The sequence below is a fragment of the Thalassotalea sp. 1_MG-2023 genome, assembly GCF_030546745.1.
GTDB lineage: Bacteria > Pseudomonadota > Gammaproteobacteria > Enterobacterales > Alteromonadaceae > Thalassotalea_C.
Map to the genome: position 1 here is coordinate 55,415 of NZ_JAUOPD010000007.1, position 18,833 is coordinate 74,247.

Consider the following 18,833-nt stretch of genomic DNA (forward strand, 5'->3'; position numbering starts at 1 on the left):
AAAAACAACCTATTTTTCTCCGTTACTTATCATTATGATCTACGCAGTACTATGGCGCATTACCGCTAGTCGTAACAAATGTACGGCTTATCTCATTTTATGTTTAGTTAGCGAACATTGCAGCTATTAACAGAAGAATTACTTATTATTTCGAGTTTGTCAGGGAGTAAAAAAGGCGGTGAATGCCGCCTCTAATATTTAAGGTAACGATAACATTTTACCTAGAGGTTGACCGCCAAGTAAGTGAAGATGAATGTGATAAACTTCTTGTCCACCATGTTGGTTGCAGTTCATGATCAAGCGAAAGCCATCTTCTGCAATCCCCTCTTCTTTCGCTAATTTTTTCGCGACCGTAAATAAGCGTCCCATGGTTAACTCATCGTCTACTTCGATATCATTAACCGTTGGGATCAACTTATTCGGAATGATCAAAATATGCGTATCAGCTTGCGGTGATATATCTCGAAACGCCGTCACTAATTCATCTTGATATAAAAGATCAGTTGGGATCTCTTGACGAATAATTTTTGAAAATATTGTTTCTTCAGCCATTGTTAACCTTCTGTAGTGGTAAGTTTTGCTTTTGTCATTTTAGCAAACCTTTTGACATCTTCTACCAGTAAATAGTTAACTGGGATTAAAATTAGCGTAATAAACGTTGCGAATATAATACCAAAACCTAATGAAACCGCCATCGGGATCAGGAATTGAGCTTGTGTCGCTTTTTCAAATAATAGTGGCATTAACCCTATAAAAGTCGTTAACGATGTTAACATTACAGGTCTGAACCTTGATTGTCCCGCCGTTAATACCGCTTCCATTAAAGCAATACCTTCTGCTCGGCGTTTATTTATAAAATCAACGAGTACTAAGCTATCGTTAACTACGACGCCAATCAACGCCATAATACCGAGTAAACTCATTATTGTCAGATCCATTCCCATGATCCAATGGCCAACAACTGCGCCAATTGCACCAAATGGGATCACTGACATCACAATTAATGGCTGTATGTAAGATTTAAAAGGAATAGCCAATAAGCAGTAAATAATGAAAAAGACGAAGACTAAACCTAGTTGTAAGCTACCAAATGAGTCACTTTGCTCTCTAGCTTCTCCTTCCATAGTGAAAGAAACCCCAGGATATTTAGCCACTAACGACTCTATATAAGGTCTTAAATCATTATTTAAGACTGTCATGTTGGTACTTTCTTTATCAACATCAGCAGTTACATTTACCGTTCTATATCTATCTATTCGGTTGATAGCAGACGGGCTTTTACCCGCTTTTAACGTTGCTACATGTGACAGTGGTACTTGGCCACCACTGGGTGTTTCTATGAGCATTTCGTTTAAATTTGCAATAGATTGACGCTCAGCTAATGGGAATTTTATTATCACTCTAACGTCATCTCTTCCGCGTTGTATACGCTGAATTTCTGAACCAAAGAATGCATTTCTCACTTGACGCGTAATGGTTGAACGCGAGATCCCCATTGCATGGCCTTGGTCAGTGAGTTCAATTTCTAGTTCTTGTTTACCATTGGATAAACTATCTGAAATTTCAAACACTGTGGGATATGTTCTTAACCTTTCTTTAACTTGCTCTGATACTTCTTTAAGGGTCTCTAAATCATTTGCGGCTAATTGAATATCAATAGGATCTCCACCACGGCCAATTTCAGCTCTAAAGATTAAGCTTTCTGCACCAGGTACTTTACCGATTAATTCCCGCCATTCATTAACAAGTTGTTTGGTGCCAATACCTGAATGGTTTTCATCTGCAGGAGTAATTTCAAAGCGCACTCGACCGAGTTCATTTCGAGTAATAGCCAGAACATTTAAAATAATGCTGTTGCCATTTTCATCTCGATATTTATCTTGTAATTGTCTAGCGGCATCCGCCATTTTTACAACGTAGCTATCCACAACATCATAATTGGTACCGACTGGCATGGTTAAGTTCGCACGCGCTGTCTCACTTGCGATCCGAGGGAAAAAGACAAACTTTGTCCAACCTGACATTATAAATGCAATGATAATAAAGAACACGCCAAAGAAGATACTTAGCGTCGTTAACCGATGTTTCGTTGCAACAGCTAAAATCGGTTTATAGTAACGAATAATCGCATGTTCGAAACCATCAGCAAAGTTTTGTTGCCAACGACTAAATCGTGAATCTGTTGCATTTTTTGTGTCTTTATTGCGTATTTTTAAATGCTTTAAGTGCGATGGTAATACAAATTTTGATTCTATGAGTGAAAACAATAAAACGGGAATAACAACGACAGGTATTTGCGCAAATATTGCACCACGCATACCATCAATAAACGCTAGCGGTAAAAAGGCAGCAACGGTTGTTAAAATACCAAAGGTTACAGGTGTCGCGACTTCTTCTGTACCTTTTACGGCAGCTTCTAAGCCGCTTGAAGCAGTTTGGGAATGCCGGTAAATATTTTCGCCGGTGACAATGGCATCATCCACCACTATCCCCAGCACCAATATAAAACCAAATAAACTCATAATATTAATTGAGATATCAAATACCGGCATCATAATAAATGCGCCCATAAAACTGACAGGAATACCAATAAACACCCAAAATGCGATGGTTGGTCGTAAAAATAATGTCAATAATATCAATACCAGAAAGCCACCTTGTAACGCATTACTAATAAGCGTATTTAAGCGGCTCTTTACGATTTCGGAGTCATCATCCCAATAACTAAGTTCGAACCCTTTGGGTAAGGTAGATTGACGATCTTCAATATATTCTTTCACAGCATCAGCAACATCTATCGCATTCTGATCACCTATACGATAAACTTCAATCATTGCGCCTTGCTTGCCATTAAAACGAGCGCGCATCGGTGTTTCTTCAAAGCCATCATTAACCGTTGCAACATCACTTACTTGAATGATAGAGCCATCAACATTGGTTTTTATGACAATTTGTTCAAACTCATCTTTTCGATACGCTTGCCCTTTACTCCGCACTAACACATCACCACCATCGGTACGAATATTACCGGCTGACATATCAGTTGAACTGCTTTGAATAGCATTTGCAATATCAGTAATGCTTAATTGGTATTGGCGTAATTTTTGTTGGCTTACTTCAATATTAATTTCATAGTCTCGTACAGCATCTAAGGATACTTGAGTGACTTCTGATAGGCTTAATAAGTCATCACGCACTTGTTCGGCAAAGGTTCTGATCTCTTTTTCGCTATAGTCAGAAGCAACAGTCACCGCTATTACTTCTCTTTTACGTTGGAGTAGTGAAATTACTGGCTTTTCTGCTTCACCTGGAAATGTGTTGATCGCATCAACACGGCTTTTAACATCATTTAATAATTCTCGAGCATCGTAGCCAGAATCCGCTTCTATCCTTACTTTTGCAGACCCTTCAGTTGAAGTACTGCTGATTTTTTCTATCCCTTCAAGATCTTCTACAGCTTCCTCAATTCTGATCGCAACACCTTTTTCAACATCTTCAGGTGTGGCACCACGTAAACTCACAGACACATTAACAATATCTGATTCAAATGAAGGAAAAACTTCCAGAGGAATGTTGCTTTTAATTGACATCACACCAACCATTAAAATGGTGATCATCAATAAATTAGCGGCAACATGATTTCGTGCAAACCAAGCGATCATGAGTCATCTCCTGTACGTCCATTACGTTCAGCTTTATTCCGCTTTTTTCGATCTTTGTTCCCAGAACGTTTCGGCTTAATGCTATCTTTGGTAATTTTTCCATCACGCTCGTTAATTGCAACGCGAGTGCCTGAAGTTACTTGACCAAGCGGGGTTAAGACTAAGAGATCACCCTCTGCTAAACCTTGATCTATCATAGCTACTTCAGCATTTTGCCAAGTTATGGTTATTTCCTTGCGAATTAACACTTCTTTTTCAACTACATAAACATAACTTCCTTGATAAATGGCTTTGTTTGGAATCGTAATAGCATTTTCGACTGTTTTACCAATAATTTCGGCACTAACGTATTGCCCAATTTTTATCGGCATGCCATTGTTAACTTCAATGCCATAAGGGTCATTAATTTGTGCTACAACATACAATTGCTGAGAATTAACATCATACGCCCCTTCTGTACGAACCACTTTACCTTGCCAATATTGGCCTTTCACTAAACTAGATTCAAAACGTACCTTAGGTTGTACTTGTGCTTTTGATAAACGCGTGTTTTCAGGTAAATCAATAAAAGGTAAGTCTTTATTTTTAATGGGAAGACGTATTTCGACGTAGTCAACAGCATAAATTTCGGCTAGTTGTGTACCGGTTGAAACTAGCTGGCCAACATCGACATTTTTACTTAATATTCTTCCTGAAAATGGTGCAATAATTCTTGTTCGTTCTAAGGCGAGTTCTGCTTTACGCAAGCTCGCTTGAGCGGATTCAACACTTGCTTTAGCTGCTTGAATTTGCGGTTTTCTTAATACTAGATCTGGTGCTTGTTCACTATTCCCTAAGCGGGCCCAGTCTTGTTTTGCCTGTTCAACTCGTGCTTGCTCTTCGCTGTATGCTTGACGCGCGTTTAATAAATTTGAGTTTGCTATTGCCACTTCTGCTGTTAAATCACGGTCATCAAGGCGAACCAGTATGTCTCCTTTTTCAAAAAAACCACCGGCTTGAAATTTGTTAGAAATACTAACAATTTGCCCAGAAACTTGAGGGTAAAGAATACTTTGCGTTCTTGGCTTTACTGTTCCATAGCTTTCAATATTAACAGTAAAGCTTGTTGGAGCTATGGTTTTTACATCAACATCTAATTGCGCTACACGCGTTGGTGCTTGTCTTTTACTCTCAGGTGGGTTACCGATTATAAGCATTGCGATTACGGTACACGCAACAATCACAATTAAAGGAAGAATAAACGTTAATTTAAGCTTTTTCATAGTAGTTACTCTGCGCTCCATAAACCATTGGCCAACTCGCTGGTATTTCCACCAAGGGCTGCATGTAATGTTATTTTATTTTGTATAATTTGATTAGTTAGCTGTATCAGCTGTGTTTGTGTATCAAAGGCTCGCCGTTGTGCTTCAAGTACTGTTGAGTATGTTACAAGACCTTTCATATATTGATCGAATGCGAGTTTTCGTGCTGCTAATGTATTTTCTAACGATTGGTTGAATTGCGTATACCTTTCTTGAAGCGCTTGTCTGTTACTTAAAGCGTTTTCAACTTCCACAAAACTTGCGTGCAAACTTTGCAAGTATTGTTGTTCTTTTTGTTTAACCGTTAATCGAGAAACTTCTTCTTGAGCTGCCAACTTACCTGCATTAAATATAGGTGCAGTTAAGCTTCCAATTAACGACCAAGCTAAAGGCTCGCCACTTAGTAGACTACCAATTTCTTCAGCACTGTCGCCAATGTTTGCACGAAGTTGAATGCTCGGAAATCGCTGTTTATGCGCAATAGCTAAACCTGCATTTGCAGCAAGTAAGTCATACCAACTACTTTTTAAATCAGGACGACGAGTTAGCAGATCTGAGGGGGTTCCCACGGCAATGTTTTCATTCAATATTGGTAAGTCTCTAGTGTTATATACTACCGATTGCTCTGGTGCGCCTAATAGTAAAAACAATTGCCGTTGAATTTCTAACACTTGCTGCTGTTGTTGCGCAACACGGGCAAGCTGACTACTCACATCATTTTTAGCTAAATACACGTCAAGCGCTTGGTTTAAACCTAAACGATATGAACGTTCCATCATTTCTAAGTTGTCAGTTAAGTTTTTAGCGCGTTCTTGATATAGCGAAAGCAATTGATTCGCCTCTGCTAAGGTGAACCACGTACTCGCCACTTCTGTGATTAAAGTCAAACGTTGCTGCTCTAATTGCGCTTTGGCTGAAGCATATTGTAAATTTGCTTGGCGTTGCTGAGCTGATAACTTACCCCATAAATCAACTTCATAGCTTAGTTGCAACGATATATCGGCGTTATTATCGTAGGATTGCACCTGATCACCCACTGCTTTTCTACGCGATTGTTCAGCAGATAAATTTAATTCTGGTAATAAGGATGCACCAGCAATAGTAACTTGCTGTTCAGCCAATATGAGAGAATAATAGCTACTTTTATATTGTTGGTTATTATTCAGCGCTTGTTCTATCAGTGCTGACAAGTTTTTATCTTGCAAGGTATCCACCCAATTATTTACAATTGGAGATTGCTGTTTACTTATCGCACTTTGCCATTTTTCGGGGGCAATAAAATTATGGGTGCTTTCACGTATTGCTGATGGTGCACTGCACCCTGCAATAATGATACTACTCACAATAAAACTTAAAACTTTTGAAGGTTTAGTTATATTCATTATTAATTCGCTATCTATACAAGTTAATGAAAAACTTTTTGTTATTAAATATGTTACTTAACCCATTTTAAACTCACAATGGTATTTACATAGCTTTACGTAAAACAGATAAACCTTCGATAAAACGACAGAAAATCACGATAAACTACACTTAACTTTACTCTAAAAGCGACATTATGGATCTCTCGACAATACTTATTTTTTTTCCTACTTTCTTTTTAATCAGCTTAACGCCAGGAATGTGTATGACACTTGCACTCAGCTTAGGTATGAGTATTGGGGTTAGAAAAACCTGCTGGATGATGTATGGTGAATTATTAGGCGTTGCCATTGTTGCAATTTCTTCGGTACTTGGTGTGGCAACGTTAATGTTAAACAGTCCATTAATGTTCTTAATATTAAAACTTGTTGGAGCCTGTTACTTAATTTACATAGCAACTCAAATGTGGCTAAACAAAGGTAAATTATCGCTAAATCAAACAACTTCACCTCTGCTGCAAACAGATAGATTTGGATTATTTAAACAAGGCTTTATTACTGCTATCGCCAACCCTAAAGGTTGGGCTTTTATGGTGTCATTACTACCGCCTTTTATTGACGATAGTCACGCGTTACCAAAGCAACTATTTGTTTTAGTTGTTATTATTCTATTTTGTGAGTTTATTTGTATGTGTATATATGCCACGGGAGGTAAAGGGTTATCTTTACTGCTTGCTCAACGCGAAAATGTAAAGTTACTTAATAAAATATCTGCTTTTTTAATGTTTTGTATCGCGATTTGGTTGATATTAAGTTAGTGCAAATAGCTAGGTACTGTAATAGATAAGGTTTCAGAGCGTTCATGTTTATCAGTGATGGTAATCCAAATACGCCACTGCATATCTTTATAACCGCAACTACCAACAAATCCTTGTGCTTCATAATACCCCTTAGAATTTGCAATAAATATTAAGGGTATTTTACCCATGTACATATTTTCACCTTCCATATAGCCTTGAACTTTAATTATTTCGTCATTATTGTTTGAATCAATACGCATAATAAAAGGCGTTTCTGCAACTAACCTTTGTTGATTAAACGTTAACTGAATTTGGCTTTGTAACGCTTCAACAACACAGGCACTTTGCCCTTCGATACAAATTGGCTTTATTGCTACTTCAGGTTTATGATCTGTACAGCTTACAAGCATCAGAAAAATAAAAGTTAAGAAAAAATTTCGGTACATTTTATTCAAGGTAAGTCTTTAAAAATGTGGAATTTACAGGGAATTGATGACAAATTAAACACTTTAACGATTTTTTTTGATTTAAAACAAATTTTCTCTTATCTACAGGTGACTTTTTGGCGCTAAATGTCTATTATTCGCGCGGGTTTAAGACTCGCTGTGTGATTGAGTAATTTTTAGGCTATAACTATTACTATAAATCACTCTTCAACTTGACACTATTTTATAATTATAACTGCGGAAACCATACCATGACTCAAAATGATTCGTCAGCAGTTGACTATAACTACGATGTTGTACGTCAGTTTACTGTAATGACTGTAATTTGGGGTATTGTAGGTACTTTACTTGGCGTTATTATTGCTGCGCAGCTCATTTGGCCTGCGTTAAACTTTGATACTCCTTGGTTAACCTATTCCCGATTACGTCCTCTTCACACCAATGCGGTAATTTTTGCTTTTGGTACCAGTGCGTTATTTGCTACTTCATATTATGTTGTACAAAGAACGTGTAAAACCAGCCTTTTTGGTGGCTCCCTTGCGGCATTTACCTTCTGGGGTTGGCAACTCGTTATCGTGCTCGCGATAATTACCTTGCCCCTTGGTTATACTTCTAGTAAAGAATATGCTGAATTAGAATGGCCCATCGATATTTTGATCGCGGTCGTGTGGGTGTCTTACATCATTGTTTTTTTTGGTACATTAATAAAAAGAAAAACTTCACACATCTATGTAGCTAACTGGTTCTTTGGCGGTTTTATTCTTACCGTAGCTGTTTTACACATAGGTAACAGCATGGTTATACCAGTATCGATGTTGAAGTCGTATTCAATTTATTCTGGTGCTATCGATGCCATGATGCAGTGGTGGTATGGTCATAATGCAGTAGGTTTCTTATTAACAGCCGGCTTCTTAGGGATGATGTATTACTTCGTACCTAAACAAGCTGAACGTCCAATTTACTCTTATCGCCTCTCTATTGTTCACTTTTGGGCATTAGTATCGCTTTATATATGGGCTGGCCCGCACCACCTACATTACACAGCATTACCTGACTGGGCGCAAAGTGTTGGTATGGTAATGTCAATTGTGCTATTCCTTCCATCTTGGGGTGGTATGATCAACGGTATCATGACGCTTTCAGGTGCTTGGCATAAATTACGATACGACCCAATTTTACGTTTCTTAATTGTTTCATTGTCTTTCTACGGTATGTCTACTTTTGAAGGCCCTATGATGGCAATCAAGTCAGTAAATGCATTATCACACTACACTGACTGGACTATCGGACACGTTCATTCAGGTGCATTAGGTTGGGTTGCTATGATTTCAATTGGTGCGATGTACCATTTGATCCCTGTGTTATTTAACCAAGGTCGTATGTACAGCATAAAATTAATCAATGTACATTTTTGGATGCACACTGCTGGTGTAGTACTTTACATCGTTGCAATGTGGATTTCAGGAGTAATGCAAGGGTTAATGTGGCGTGCTGTCAATACAGATGGTACGTTAACCTATAGTTTTGTAGAAAGCTTAACCGCTTCATATCCTTTCTATATTATCCGTTTCTTAGGCGGTGTATTAGTTGTAGCTGGCTTTATATTAATGGCTTACAACATGTTCAAAACCATTTACGCAGAAGACAATAGTCTTAAGCGTGTTGAACAAGCATAAGGAGGCTGACCATGAAAAATAAACATGAAAAAGTCGAAAAAAGTGTAGGCTTGTTCTTTATCTTTACCATATTTGCGATAAGTATTGGTGGACTTGTAGAAATAACGCCGTTGTTTTTCCAAAAAGAAACAACACAACCTGTTGAAAACTTACGTCCTTATACGGCATTAGAACTTGAAGGGCGTGACATATATATTCGTGAAGGTTGTAATGTGTGCCACAGCCAAATGATCCGCCCTTTCCGCGCAGAAACTGAGCGTTATGGCCACTATTCTGTTGCAGGCGAACATGTTTGGGAGCATCCATTTTTATGGGGCTCTAAACGTACTGGTCCAGATTTAGCTCGTGTTGGTGGTCGTTATAGTGACGATTGGCACCGTGCTCACTTAATTGACCCTCGTTCAGTTGTGCCAGAATCTAATATGCCAGGCTTCCCTTGGTTAGCCGAAAATACTTTAGATGGCAATTTAACGGCAAAGAAATTGGAAACGTTTAATTTCTTGACCAGAAATAGAAGCCATAAGGATGAAGATGGTAAACCGATTCCGTTATATTCAGCCGAAGATATCAAGAATGCTAAGTTAGCAGTAAAAGGCAAAACCGAAATAGACGCCCTAATTGCTTACTTACAATCTCTTGGTCATGCATTGAAGTAATAATGATGGATTACGGAACGCTTAGAGGCGTAATAGCTTTATTAATATTAGCTTTATTTATCATCATTGTGATCTGGTCATATAACAAGAAGCGCAAGTCAACGTTCGACAAAGCTGCTAATTCTATTTTTGAAGAAGATCGCAAAAAAGAAAATAACAAACAGGAGACTAATAATAATGTCTAGTTTCTGGAGTATTTGGATTACAGTTCTCACACTTGGAACGTTAGTAGGTTGTTTTATCCTTCTACGTTGGTGTTTAAAGAACTTTGCCGGTGTCCCTGAGGGCGAGTCAACTGGCCATGATTTCGACGGTATAGAAGAATTAAATAACCCCTTACCCAAATGGTGGAGCACATTTTTCTTGGTGACCATTATCTGGGGCTTTGGCTATTTATTAATGTATCCAGGGTTGGGTAATTTTAAAGGCTTATTTGGTTGGACAAGCTCTAACCAAGGCATTGTGAGCATGGAAGATTCAAAACAACAAGCCGCCGAAGCAAGAGAAAAAGGCCTTATCGTTGAATACGATATGGAAATGAAAGCGGCTGAACAAAGGTTTGGCCCTATCTTCGATAAATTTGCGACATTTAGCATCGAAGAAATTGCCAGTGCTAAACATCAAGAAGTTGATTTTGATGTTGACCAAGAAATAACCGAAGCACAAGAGCAATTGCTACAGCGTAAAGAAGCAATTGAAGTAGGTAAACGTTTGTTCTTGCAAAACTGTTCGCAGTGTCATGGTTCTGATGCTCGCGGTACTACCGGTTTCCCTAATCTTGTTGATAAAGATTGGTTATACGGAGGCACCCCTGCTGACATTAAACACAGCATTATGGAAGGCCGAAAGGCACAAGGTATGATCGCTTGGGAAACCATGTTAGGTGGTGAACAAGGTGTTAAGGATGTTGCAGCCTATGTACTAAGCTTAAGCGGACGTGAAGCTAAGCAAGGTAACATTGAATCTGGTAAAGACAAATTTGTTATGTGTGCTGCATGTCATGGTACTGAAGGTCAAGGTAGTGAAGCGATGGGTATTGCCCTCGGCGCACCAAGATTAAACGATAACATTTGGTTATATACGAGTTCAGAGCGTGGTATTCAAGAATCTATTCGCCACGGTCGTGCCGGTGTAATGCCTGCTTGGAAAGATATCTTAGGTGAGAAAAAAGTGCATGTTATTAGCGCTTATGTTTACAGTCTTTCACATGAATAAAAGCTAATCAATAAGTACGTTCTAAAAACCTCTTTCATTTGAAAGGGGTTTTTTTATAGCTTTTTTATACTTCCTCTTGTTTGATAGGGTTATGATTCAACAGGCTGCATAAGAAAATTTTAAATGTACCTGACCCCTTTAATTCTTTAATTCTCGCTTGATTGCATAAAGCATGCTTGTTCTAGTGCAGAAGATAATAAAATACTTTCAACGCCATTATCACGTATATGATGAATAAACTTTAAAGTTTTAAAGGCATCAAACCAAACAATAAATTGCTTCTCAAATTGTATTTTCTTGGCATTTAAATGCTGTTCAACAAACTTGGTTAATCCAATTGATAGTAATGCATGTTTGCTGTTTGTTGATAATTTCTCAAACCATGTGTTTAGAGAAAACCTTAATTCAAAAAGCGTATCTAAGTTAGCTAACACATTTTTCAAATCATCAAAAATGGCTGGGTGATAATAATAATAACCCAATCCTTGTTCGGCGTTAGTGATTATCTTTTCAACCGCAGGCCCTGTACCAAAAGGTACTCTATTTGAAAGACGCGCCTTTAAAATAACGGTACTGTGTTCAATAAACAACACTTTTCCAAGTTTGGAAAGTTTATTGATCAGATAAAAGTCTTCACCGGCACTTCGTTTAGGAAAACCACGAACTTGAGCGTAATGCTGCGCTTTAAATGCAAGTAAGCTACCTATAGTATAAAAATTATAAGATGAGTTGGCATAAGTTAATCCTGCAACGTAATAACGCATTGCTTGTTCATATAATGCATTTGCCTGATAAATCTTCTCATCTTCACATTGATGAGAAAAGTTATAGGTAGCAATGGCCACGTCTTCATTGCAACTTTTTATTGCTGAAAAATAATCAGCTGGCAAGGTTGCGTCAGCATCCGTTGAATGAATCCATTGACTAAGCACCACCTGTTGTTGCATTAATTGACAAGCGAGGTCTGCTCCAATCTTTCGTGCCAGTCCAACCCCCTGTTTTGCAGGTATGCTTTTTGTGAACCTGTCTACCACCAATATTGCTGAAGGTGAATCAGCAAGTTGTACTAAAGCAAGGTTCTGGTTTTGCCATAACAAGGACCCACTCTCTAATACTTCGGTTTGAAGCGCCAATTGTAATCTGCTTTCTTCTTCTGTTTCGGGCTGGTTAACTACAAGAATCAATAAAAAGCCCTGTTCAAGTAAACAGCTTTCATTAAATTGTTTTAAGAAAGCTGCAGACTCTTTATAGGCAGGTATTACAACCACATGATGATAACGTAGCTCTGCTGGAAGATTATCAATTAATATGACCTCAGGTTCGGCATACTGTTGAAGATATTTCTCAATCACTTTCATCTGCGGTTAATGTAATGCCGCTGTAAAAGGTAGTTGTGAACAAATTTCAGCTTCTGCTACCAAAATCTCTTCTAATCTTTGATCTACCTCTGCTTTATCGAAATATTCATAGGCTAATTCAACAAATAGGTTTTTATGCTTTTCCTCAGATTTAGCAATGCTGACATAAAAATCTTTCTCTTTCCCTTCTGGAAGCGCTTGAGCAACAAGAGAGAAACGTTCATGGCCTCTCGCTTCAATTACACCCGCAACCAATAGTCTATCTAAAAAGAAAACGTCTTGACCATGACGAAATAACCCACGTATTTTTTTGATGTAAACATCTTTCGCATCGTTACCAAGTTGTATATCACGAGCCTGCATTAGCTTGATCACTTGCTTGAAGTGGATCAACTCTTCAATCGCTAAATCAGTCATGGCTCGTACTAGTGTTTTTCTGTCCGGATAATGTGATAACATAGACACCGCCATTCCCGATGCTTTTTTTTCTGCTGCTGCATGATCTTGTAAAAAGGCATCAAAGTCTGCTAAAACAGCTTCTGTCCATTCAAAGGGCGTGTGGTATTTTAATTCAAACATAGGGCTCAAATAGTTAGTACAAAGATAATTTCGCGCTATTTTACCCTGCTTTTACAGAACAACAAGTACAGAAACTGCTAACCATTTAAAATGGTGATTTATTTATCAGTTATTGCTAACTGCAACATTTTTTTCAGTTGTTGAATAATAGACTTTGATTTTTGAGGCTCATACCCTTTTATACTTGGAGTATGAATATGCCCTACCGCTAACATTGGATTTAATTGATCACGTAACAATAAGCTTCGATACGAGACTTCATTAGAAAGATAACCTCCTCCTGAACCTTCTACTGAAGTACGTTTTTGTAACTGCATAATATGCTCAACAGTAAGCTGACCTGTCACTGTGGTTACATTACGATTGTCATTTATAGCAAATGGCCCAGCAGCGTTAGATATTGTTTTGACTGGTAAGCTAAATTCGATAAATTCTGGCCCATCTAGGTGATGATTATTTAGTGAAGGAAGCAGAGGATCTTTTTTTGTCGCGCCAGTAAACATGTTTAAGTTATCAGGTGCGTGCGCGCTACGTCGTAATCCTGGAAAACGCTCTAAATCAAAATCTGTACGGCCCATACTCACTGTTATAATATAGTCAACGTCATTAAAGTAAGGCGTTAATAGTTCTTCAACCATACCCTGATCAAAGTCTGCAAACCTTACCGGTAATATGAATGTTTCAATTTCCGCACTTATACCATCTTTACTGATCAGTAAATCGTCAAGCGCTAACGCCGCCACACCAGATGGGTTACTTTGTCTAATGTTGCGATCTAAAAAAAACGGATCAAAACCCGTTAATAAGATTTTTTTATCGCTACTTTTATTAAACTTGATATCTTGCTGACCTCTGGAGATCAATTCAAACTTCCACATTAATGCTTGTTGTTGTGTATAAAGTGCTTCTTTAAAGGCTGGAGCAACACGTAAAGCTGCTGACATTGATAACCTAGCCCAATAAAGGCTTCTATCATCATAACGTTTAGTTTGTTCAAAACTTGCAACACCTTCCTGCCATAATAAATGTGCATGGCGAATAACAAGTTGCGTTAAAGCCGTAACATTACGTGCTTGCTTAATTTGGTGTTCAAAAAGCTCGACCCTCGTTTTTAATACATTAAACACGTTAGGCATTGCTGTTTTTGCATCAACAATTCTTTGTTCTTCGACACTTTTTTCGATGATGGTATTGTTCGACACATTTTTGGCGTTAGCTAAGGTATCTGGCTTATCGTTTTGTTGTTGATATAAAGGCTGACTATACGCCGAGTGAGATAAGCTTATTGCACATAACGCAATCACAAGCCATTTTGATAAGAAGCCTTTCATATTATATCCCTTTATAATGCAATAAAATTTATCTAGGTCTGCTAACGATGATAAGCATAAAACCTACATGAAGAAAGCAATTTATCGTAACAAACTATCTTAACAATAATACCTAGGGTGTACTGATTTTTCTGAATACTTTTATAGCGTTTCTTTTGTATTGGTATATAGTTGAGCTTATGTAACAGGCTGTTCCTCATAACAACCTGATAAAATCAAATGACACTGCCCTTTGGATTCGTTGAAACGTGATTTACTTTTTGTTGTAGCTTTTATATATAAAAAACTATCGTTTGATTGTATCTTCAATTAAATCATGCTGAATTCGTACGAAATTCGTACTCAAAAGATCAACACACCCGAGTTTCAACGGCGAACAAGCGTTAACTTGGCGATTAATGTAATAAAATTACAAACATCTATTGCTTTTTTAATTTATCGTGGCAAAGTGTTCAGCACAGTTGTTGTATTTGTCCTGTCAAAGATAGCTTTCTATAAACTTCTCCGCAAACAAACAATCGCTGTATTCACAATTTGGTTTACATATACAAGAGGTAGCGCTTCAATGTGTTCGATATTTGGTATATTAGAAATAAAATCTGGGGCAGATGCCCTTCGTCCTAAAGCAATAGAATGTTCTCGTTTACTTCGTCATCGTGGCCCTGATTGGTCAGGTGTTTATAGCAATGACAATGCTATATTAGTTCATGAACGTCTCGCCATTGTAGATACAGAGCACGGCGCTCAACCACTATATAATGAAGACAAGTCTCACGTTCTTGCGGTAAATGGTGAAATTTATAACCATAAAACGCTCGAAGAAAAGCTCACCGTAGATTACCACTTTAAAACAAATTCAGACTGCGAAGTTATTTTACCGCTTTATCAAGAGTTTGGTACTGAGTTCGTTGATAAATTACAAGGTATGTTCGCGTTTTGCTTATATAACGCAGATGACAATAGTTATTTGATTGCTCGCGATCATATTGGAATAATCCCCCTTTACACTGGCCGCGATGAAGACGGAAACTTTTATGTGTCTTCAGAAATGAAAGCGTTAATGCCTATTTGTAAAACTGTAGAGGAATTTCCACCTGGACACCTACTAGACAGTAAAGATGGTAAATTAGTTAAATATTATCAACGAAACTGGATGGAATATTCAGCGGTAAAAGATAACTTCACCAGCAAAACAAAATTAAGAGAAGCACTTGAAGAATCAGTAAAAAGTCATTTAATGACAGACGTACCTTACGGTGTACTACTTTCTGGTGGGCTAGACTCTTCATTAATCTCTTCAATCACTCAGAAATTTGCTGCTAGACGTATTGAAGAAAATGACTTATCAGAAGCTTGGTGGCCAAAAGTACATTCTTTTGCCTGCGGATTAGAAGGTTCACCTGATCTAATTGCGGCGCAAAAAGTTGCCGATAGCATCGGTACTATTCACCATAGTGTTGTCTTTACTGAACAAGAAGGCATTGACGCACTCAAAGAGGTAATTTACCACTTAGAAACGTATGATGTAACAACCATACGTGCTTCTACCCCAATGTATTTAATGGCACGTAAAATTAAAGCCATGGGCATTAAAATGGTACTTTCTGGTGAAGGTGCCGATGAAATCTTTGGCGGTTATTTATACTTCCATAAAGCACCAAATGCCCAAGAATTTCATGAAGAGTTATTGCGTAAACTAGACAAACTGCATATGTTTGACTGTTTACGTGCAAACAAATCTATGTCGGCCTGGGGCGTTGAAGCGCGAGTACCGTTTTTAGACAAAAACTTTATGGATGTTGCCATGCGCATTAATCCTGAAGATAAAATGTGCGGTAACGGTAAAATTGAAAAAGGTGTTTTACGTGCCTCTTTTGAAGGTTATTTACCTGATGAAATTTTATGGCGTCAAAAAGAGCAATTCTCAGACGGCGTAGGCTACTCCTGGATAGACGGATTAAAAGAGCATGTTGAATCACAAGTAACTGATCAGCAACTTGCTAATGCGAAATTTAAATTTCCTCATAACACACCAGACACTAAAGAAGCCTATTTTTACCGGACAATCTTTGAAGAACACTTTCCACTAGCGTCAGCTGCAGAATGTGTACCTGGTGGTAAATCGGTTGCATGTAGTACACCACAAGCACTCGCATGGGACGAAGCCTTTAGCAAAATGGCTGACCCATCAGGCCGTGCGGTACAAAACATTCACAATGATAGCTACTAGTTGTTGCTAAACTGCATAAAAAACCGACAAATATGTCGGTTTTTTATTTTTAATGAATTTATTTAGCTAAAACTATTAAAACTTCCCACAAATTGATTTAAAGTTGACGGTTAATATTGTTAATCATAAAGAAGGCGTTATTTTGTCAAATCGCGTAGAACCAGAAATTCCAAACATTACGTTAGATGATGATCATATTAAGCCATCATCAACCAAAACGACGAATACAAATAGCAATACAACTGCAAAATCGGTAACTCCTCCTAGTAATAAAACTTCAGGTGTATCAGTATTTTTTACCGTAGCGATATACATCGCGCTTGCAGGCACAGGTTACTATTTCTTTGAGCAAAATAAACAATTGAAAAGCTCAATTGATGATGCCGATCATCGCATTCAACAACTTGAAGATCAGTTATCAGCAACAGGCGAAGAAATGGGTGAATCAACCGTCGCCTTGAAAGCAAAATTACAAGCTATTTCAGAAAAAACTGAAAAACTCTGGGCTGAAATGGATAAGCTTTGGGCTTCAGCATGGCGAAGAAATCAAAGTGAAATAAAAGAACTACGCGCACAAAATAAAAAACAAGACAGTGCAAACAGCAACGTAACAAATACCGTAAATACCTTAGCAGCTTCTGTTGGAAATATTACCGAAAAACAAACGGCGACAGAGTTCACTGTTGATGCACTATCTGAACAAGTACAGCAAGCCAATATGTTAAAGCAAGAAATCAACCAGCTAAGCGATGATATGGCTGCTATTCAACAAAACATTCAAGGGAGAAACAGCCAACAAATTGAAGTTGCAAGCAATGTAAACTCTCTTGATATGCAAATTAAGATGCTGATAGAGCGAATTGAATCGTTAGAAAACAAAAAAGCAGTGACCATTCCACCCGGTAACTGAACTAGAGCAACCAACGACTACACGACAACTGTTCATGCGACGTTTATTCATTGATAAACGTCGCGCACATACTACATATAATAAACCATTATTTCTTGTTTACTGTGATGTTAACCAAGAGTTAATGTAAGTCCCCTACTAACGTTTAACATTAGTTAAATTTAATTGTACCTGACCCCTTTTTATTAAGTTCACAATGCGCGAACAATATCTTTAACAAGCTCTGGCCCTTGATAAATAAAGCCTGTATACACTTGTACTAGCTTTGCACCGGCTTCAATTTTATCTTTAGCATCTTGACCACTGCTGATACCACCAACGCCAATGATTGGTAATTTATTATCTAGCGCTTTTGCTAATATACGAATCACTTCTGTGCTTTTGTCTTTAACCGGCGCGCCACTTAAGCCCCCTGCTTCGTTGCCATGTGCTAAATGTGACACTTTGTCACGGGCAAGGGTCGTATTTGTTGCAATGACACCGTCAATTTCATTGGCGATTAAGCACTCAGCAATTGAATGTATTTCTTCTTCAGTTAAGTCAGGAGCAATTTTAACGGCAATAGGTACATATTTATCAAATTGGCGAGCCAATGATAACTGTTCCGCCTTTAACGCTGATAACAATGCATTTAACGCATCACCGTATTGAAGTTCACGCAAACCAGGTGTGTTCGGTGAAGAGATATTGACCGTAATATACGTCGCATAGTTATACACTTTGTGCATACAGTGAATGTAGTCATCTTTGGCATTTTCTTCGGGTGTGTCTTTATTTTTACCGATATTAATACCTAATACACCACGAAATTTAGCTTTTCTCACTTGATCAACTAAGTAATCAACACCTTTGTTATTGAAGCCCATTCGGTTAATAATGGCATTTGCTTCTTCAAGTCTGAAAATTCTTGGTTTCTCATTACCCGGTTGTGGTCTAGGTGTTACCGTGCCAACTTCAACGAAGCCAAAGCCCATATCATCGAACGCACGGATACATTCGCCATTTTTATCTAAACCTGCAGCTAAACCACAAGGGTTAGGAAAGTGAATCCCCATCACTTGTACCGGCTTTTCTGATACTGTTTGTTTATAGGGAAAGTTTAATAGTGATGCACCTGTGTTTTTCAGTGCTTTAATCGTAAAGTCATGTGTTGTTTCTGGGTCCATTTGAAATAATACTTTACGGATCGCTGAATAAAACATAGTACCTCTGTATGTGTTTACAAAAAATCACCAACAAAAGTAGCTAATCACTTTGCGGTGTAAAAATGAATATAGGTAATTTTAATACAAAAATCCCCGCAAGTGC

16 protein-coding genes are annotated in these 18,833 nt (G+C 38.0%); 7 read left to right on the forward strand and 9 right to left on the reverse strand.

What is annotated here, in order from left to right; genetic code table 11:
• Positions 1-198 precede the first annotated feature (198 nt).
• Genes hinT through Q4489_RS07690 form a run of 4 tightly spaced genes read right to left on the reverse strand, consistent with a single transcriptional unit; the run spans position 199 to position 6,306 of the window.
• Positions 199-552, reverse strand: a complete 354-nt coding sequence (gene hinT / locus Q4489_RS07675; protein WP_303478668.1) for a purine nucleoside phosphoramidase — start codon at positions 550-552, stop codon at positions 199-201.
• A gap of 2 nt (positions 553-554) precedes the next feature.
• Entirely contained in the window at positions 555-3,662 is a 3,108-nt protein-coding gene (locus Q4489_RS07680) for an efflux RND transporter permease subunit (protein ID WP_303478669.1), read from the reverse strand.
• Positions 3,659-4,924 (reverse strand): efflux RND transporter periplasmic adaptor subunit, encoded by a 1,266-nt coding sequence (locus tag Q4489_RS07685; protein ID WP_303478672.1) that lies wholly within the window; start codon positions 4,922-4,924, stop codon positions 3,659-3,661. The genes Q4489_RS07680 and Q4489_RS07685 overlap by 4 nt, the downstream gene beginning before the upstream one ends.
• Positions 4,925-4,929: 5 nt before the next feature.
• The gene (locus Q4489_RS07690) at positions 4,930-6,306 is read right to left on the reverse strand and encodes an efflux transporter outer membrane subunit (protein ID WP_303478675.1); all 1,377 of its coding nucleotides are present in this window, start codon (positions 6,304-6,306) and stop codon (positions 4,930-4,932) included.
• Positions 6,307-6,518: 212 nt separating this feature from the next.
• Between Q4489_RS07690 and Q4489_RS07695 the strand changes: the two genes are divergently transcribed.
• Positions 6,519-7,142, forward strand: coding sequence for a LysE family translocator (locus Q4489_RS07695; protein ID WP_303478912.1), 624 nt, complete (start codon positions 6,519-6,521; stop codon positions 7,140-7,142).
• Here Q4489_RS07695 and Q4489_RS07700 read toward each other — a convergent pair.
• Positions 7,139-7,579: a hypothetical protein gene (locus Q4489_RS07700; RefSeq protein ID WP_303478678.1), complete on the reverse strand. Its 441-nt coding sequence runs from the start codon at positions 7,577-7,579 to the stop codon at positions 7,139-7,141. The two genes, Q4489_RS07695 and Q4489_RS07700, sit on opposite strands and share 4 nt — an antisense overlap.
• Before the next feature lie 242 nt (positions 7,580-7,821).
• Here Q4489_RS07700 and ccoN point away from each other — a divergent pair, with 242 nt between their 5' ends.
• From ccoN to Q4489_RS07720, 4 genes are read left to right on the forward strand one after another with little or no spacing between them, the layout of a single operon-like run.
• Positions 7,822-9,246, forward strand: coding sequence for a cytochrome-c oxidase, cbb3-type subunit I (gene ccoN, locus Q4489_RS07705; protein WP_303478680.1), 1,425 nt, complete (start codon positions 7,822-7,824; stop codon positions 9,244-9,246).
• 11 nt (positions 9,247-9,257) lie between these two features.
• A complete protein-coding gene (gene ccoO / locus Q4489_RS07710) occupies positions 9,258-9,902 on the forward strand; it encodes a cytochrome-c oxidase, cbb3-type subunit II (RefSeq protein ID WP_303478683.1) in 645 nt (214 codons plus the stop codon).
• 5 nt (positions 9,903-9,907) lie between these two features.
• Positions 9,908-10,087 (forward strand): cbb3-type cytochrome c oxidase subunit 3, encoded by a 180-nt coding sequence (locus tag Q4489_RS07715; protein WP_303478915.1) that lies wholly within the window; start codon positions 9,908-9,910, stop codon positions 10,085-10,087.
• Entirely contained in the window at positions 10,080-11,117 is a 1,038-nt protein-coding gene (locus Q4489_RS07720; RefSeq protein ID WP_303478685.1) for a cbb3-type cytochrome c oxidase N-terminal domain-containing protein, read from the forward strand. Before Q4489_RS07715 ends, Q4489_RS07720 begins: the two co-directional genes overlap by 8 nt.
• A gap of 146 nt (positions 11,118-11,263) precedes the next feature.
• Here the strand turns inward: Q4489_RS07720 and Q4489_RS07725 are convergent, their stop codons facing one another.
• The 3 genes from Q4489_RS07725 to Q4489_RS07735 all read right to left on the reverse strand — a co-directional run bounded on the left by Q4489_RS07725 (position 11,264) and on the right by Q4489_RS07735 (position 14,385).
• The gene (locus Q4489_RS07725; RefSeq protein ID WP_303478688.1) at positions 11,264-12,469 is read right to left on the reverse strand and encodes a hypothetical protein; all 1,206 of its coding nucleotides are present in this window, start codon (positions 12,467-12,469) and stop codon (positions 11,264-11,266) included.
• A gap of 12 nt (positions 12,470-12,481) precedes the next feature.
• Complete coding sequence (locus Q4489_RS07730) at positions 12,482-13,054, reverse strand: tRNA-(ms[2]io[6]A)-hydroxylase (RefSeq protein ID WP_303478691.1); 573 nt, start codon at positions 13,052-13,054, stop codon at positions 12,482-12,484.
• Positions 13,055-13,152: 98 nt separating this feature from the next.
• Positions 13,153-14,385: a hypothetical protein gene (locus Q4489_RS07735; protein WP_303478693.1), complete on the reverse strand. Its 1,233-nt coding sequence runs from the start codon at positions 14,383-14,385 to the stop codon at positions 13,153-13,155.
• A gap of 565 nt (positions 14,386-14,950) precedes the next feature.
• Between Q4489_RS07735 and asnB the strand changes: the two genes are divergently transcribed.
• Together asnB and Q4489_RS07745 are read left to right on the forward strand one after the other, a co-directional pair.
• Positions 14,951-16,615 (forward strand): asparagine synthase B, encoded by a 1,665-nt coding sequence (gene asnB / locus Q4489_RS07740; RefSeq protein ID WP_303478696.1) that lies wholly within the window; start codon positions 14,951-14,953, stop codon positions 16,613-16,615.
• A gap of 142 nt (positions 16,616-16,757) precedes the next feature.
• Entirely contained in the window at positions 16,758-17,525 is a 768-nt protein-coding gene (locus Q4489_RS07745; protein WP_303478698.1) for a hypothetical protein, read from the forward strand.
• Between the two features lie 191 nt (positions 17,526-17,716).
• Here the strand turns inward: Q4489_RS07745 and pyrD are convergent, their stop codons facing one another.
• The gene (pyrD, locus tag Q4489_RS07750) at positions 17,717-18,727 is read right to left on the reverse strand and encodes a quinone-dependent dihydroorotate dehydrogenase (protein ID WP_303478700.1); all 1,011 of its coding nucleotides are present in this window, start codon (positions 18,725-18,727) and stop codon (positions 17,717-17,719) included.
• Between the last annotated feature and the right edge of the window lie 106 nt (positions 18,728-18,833).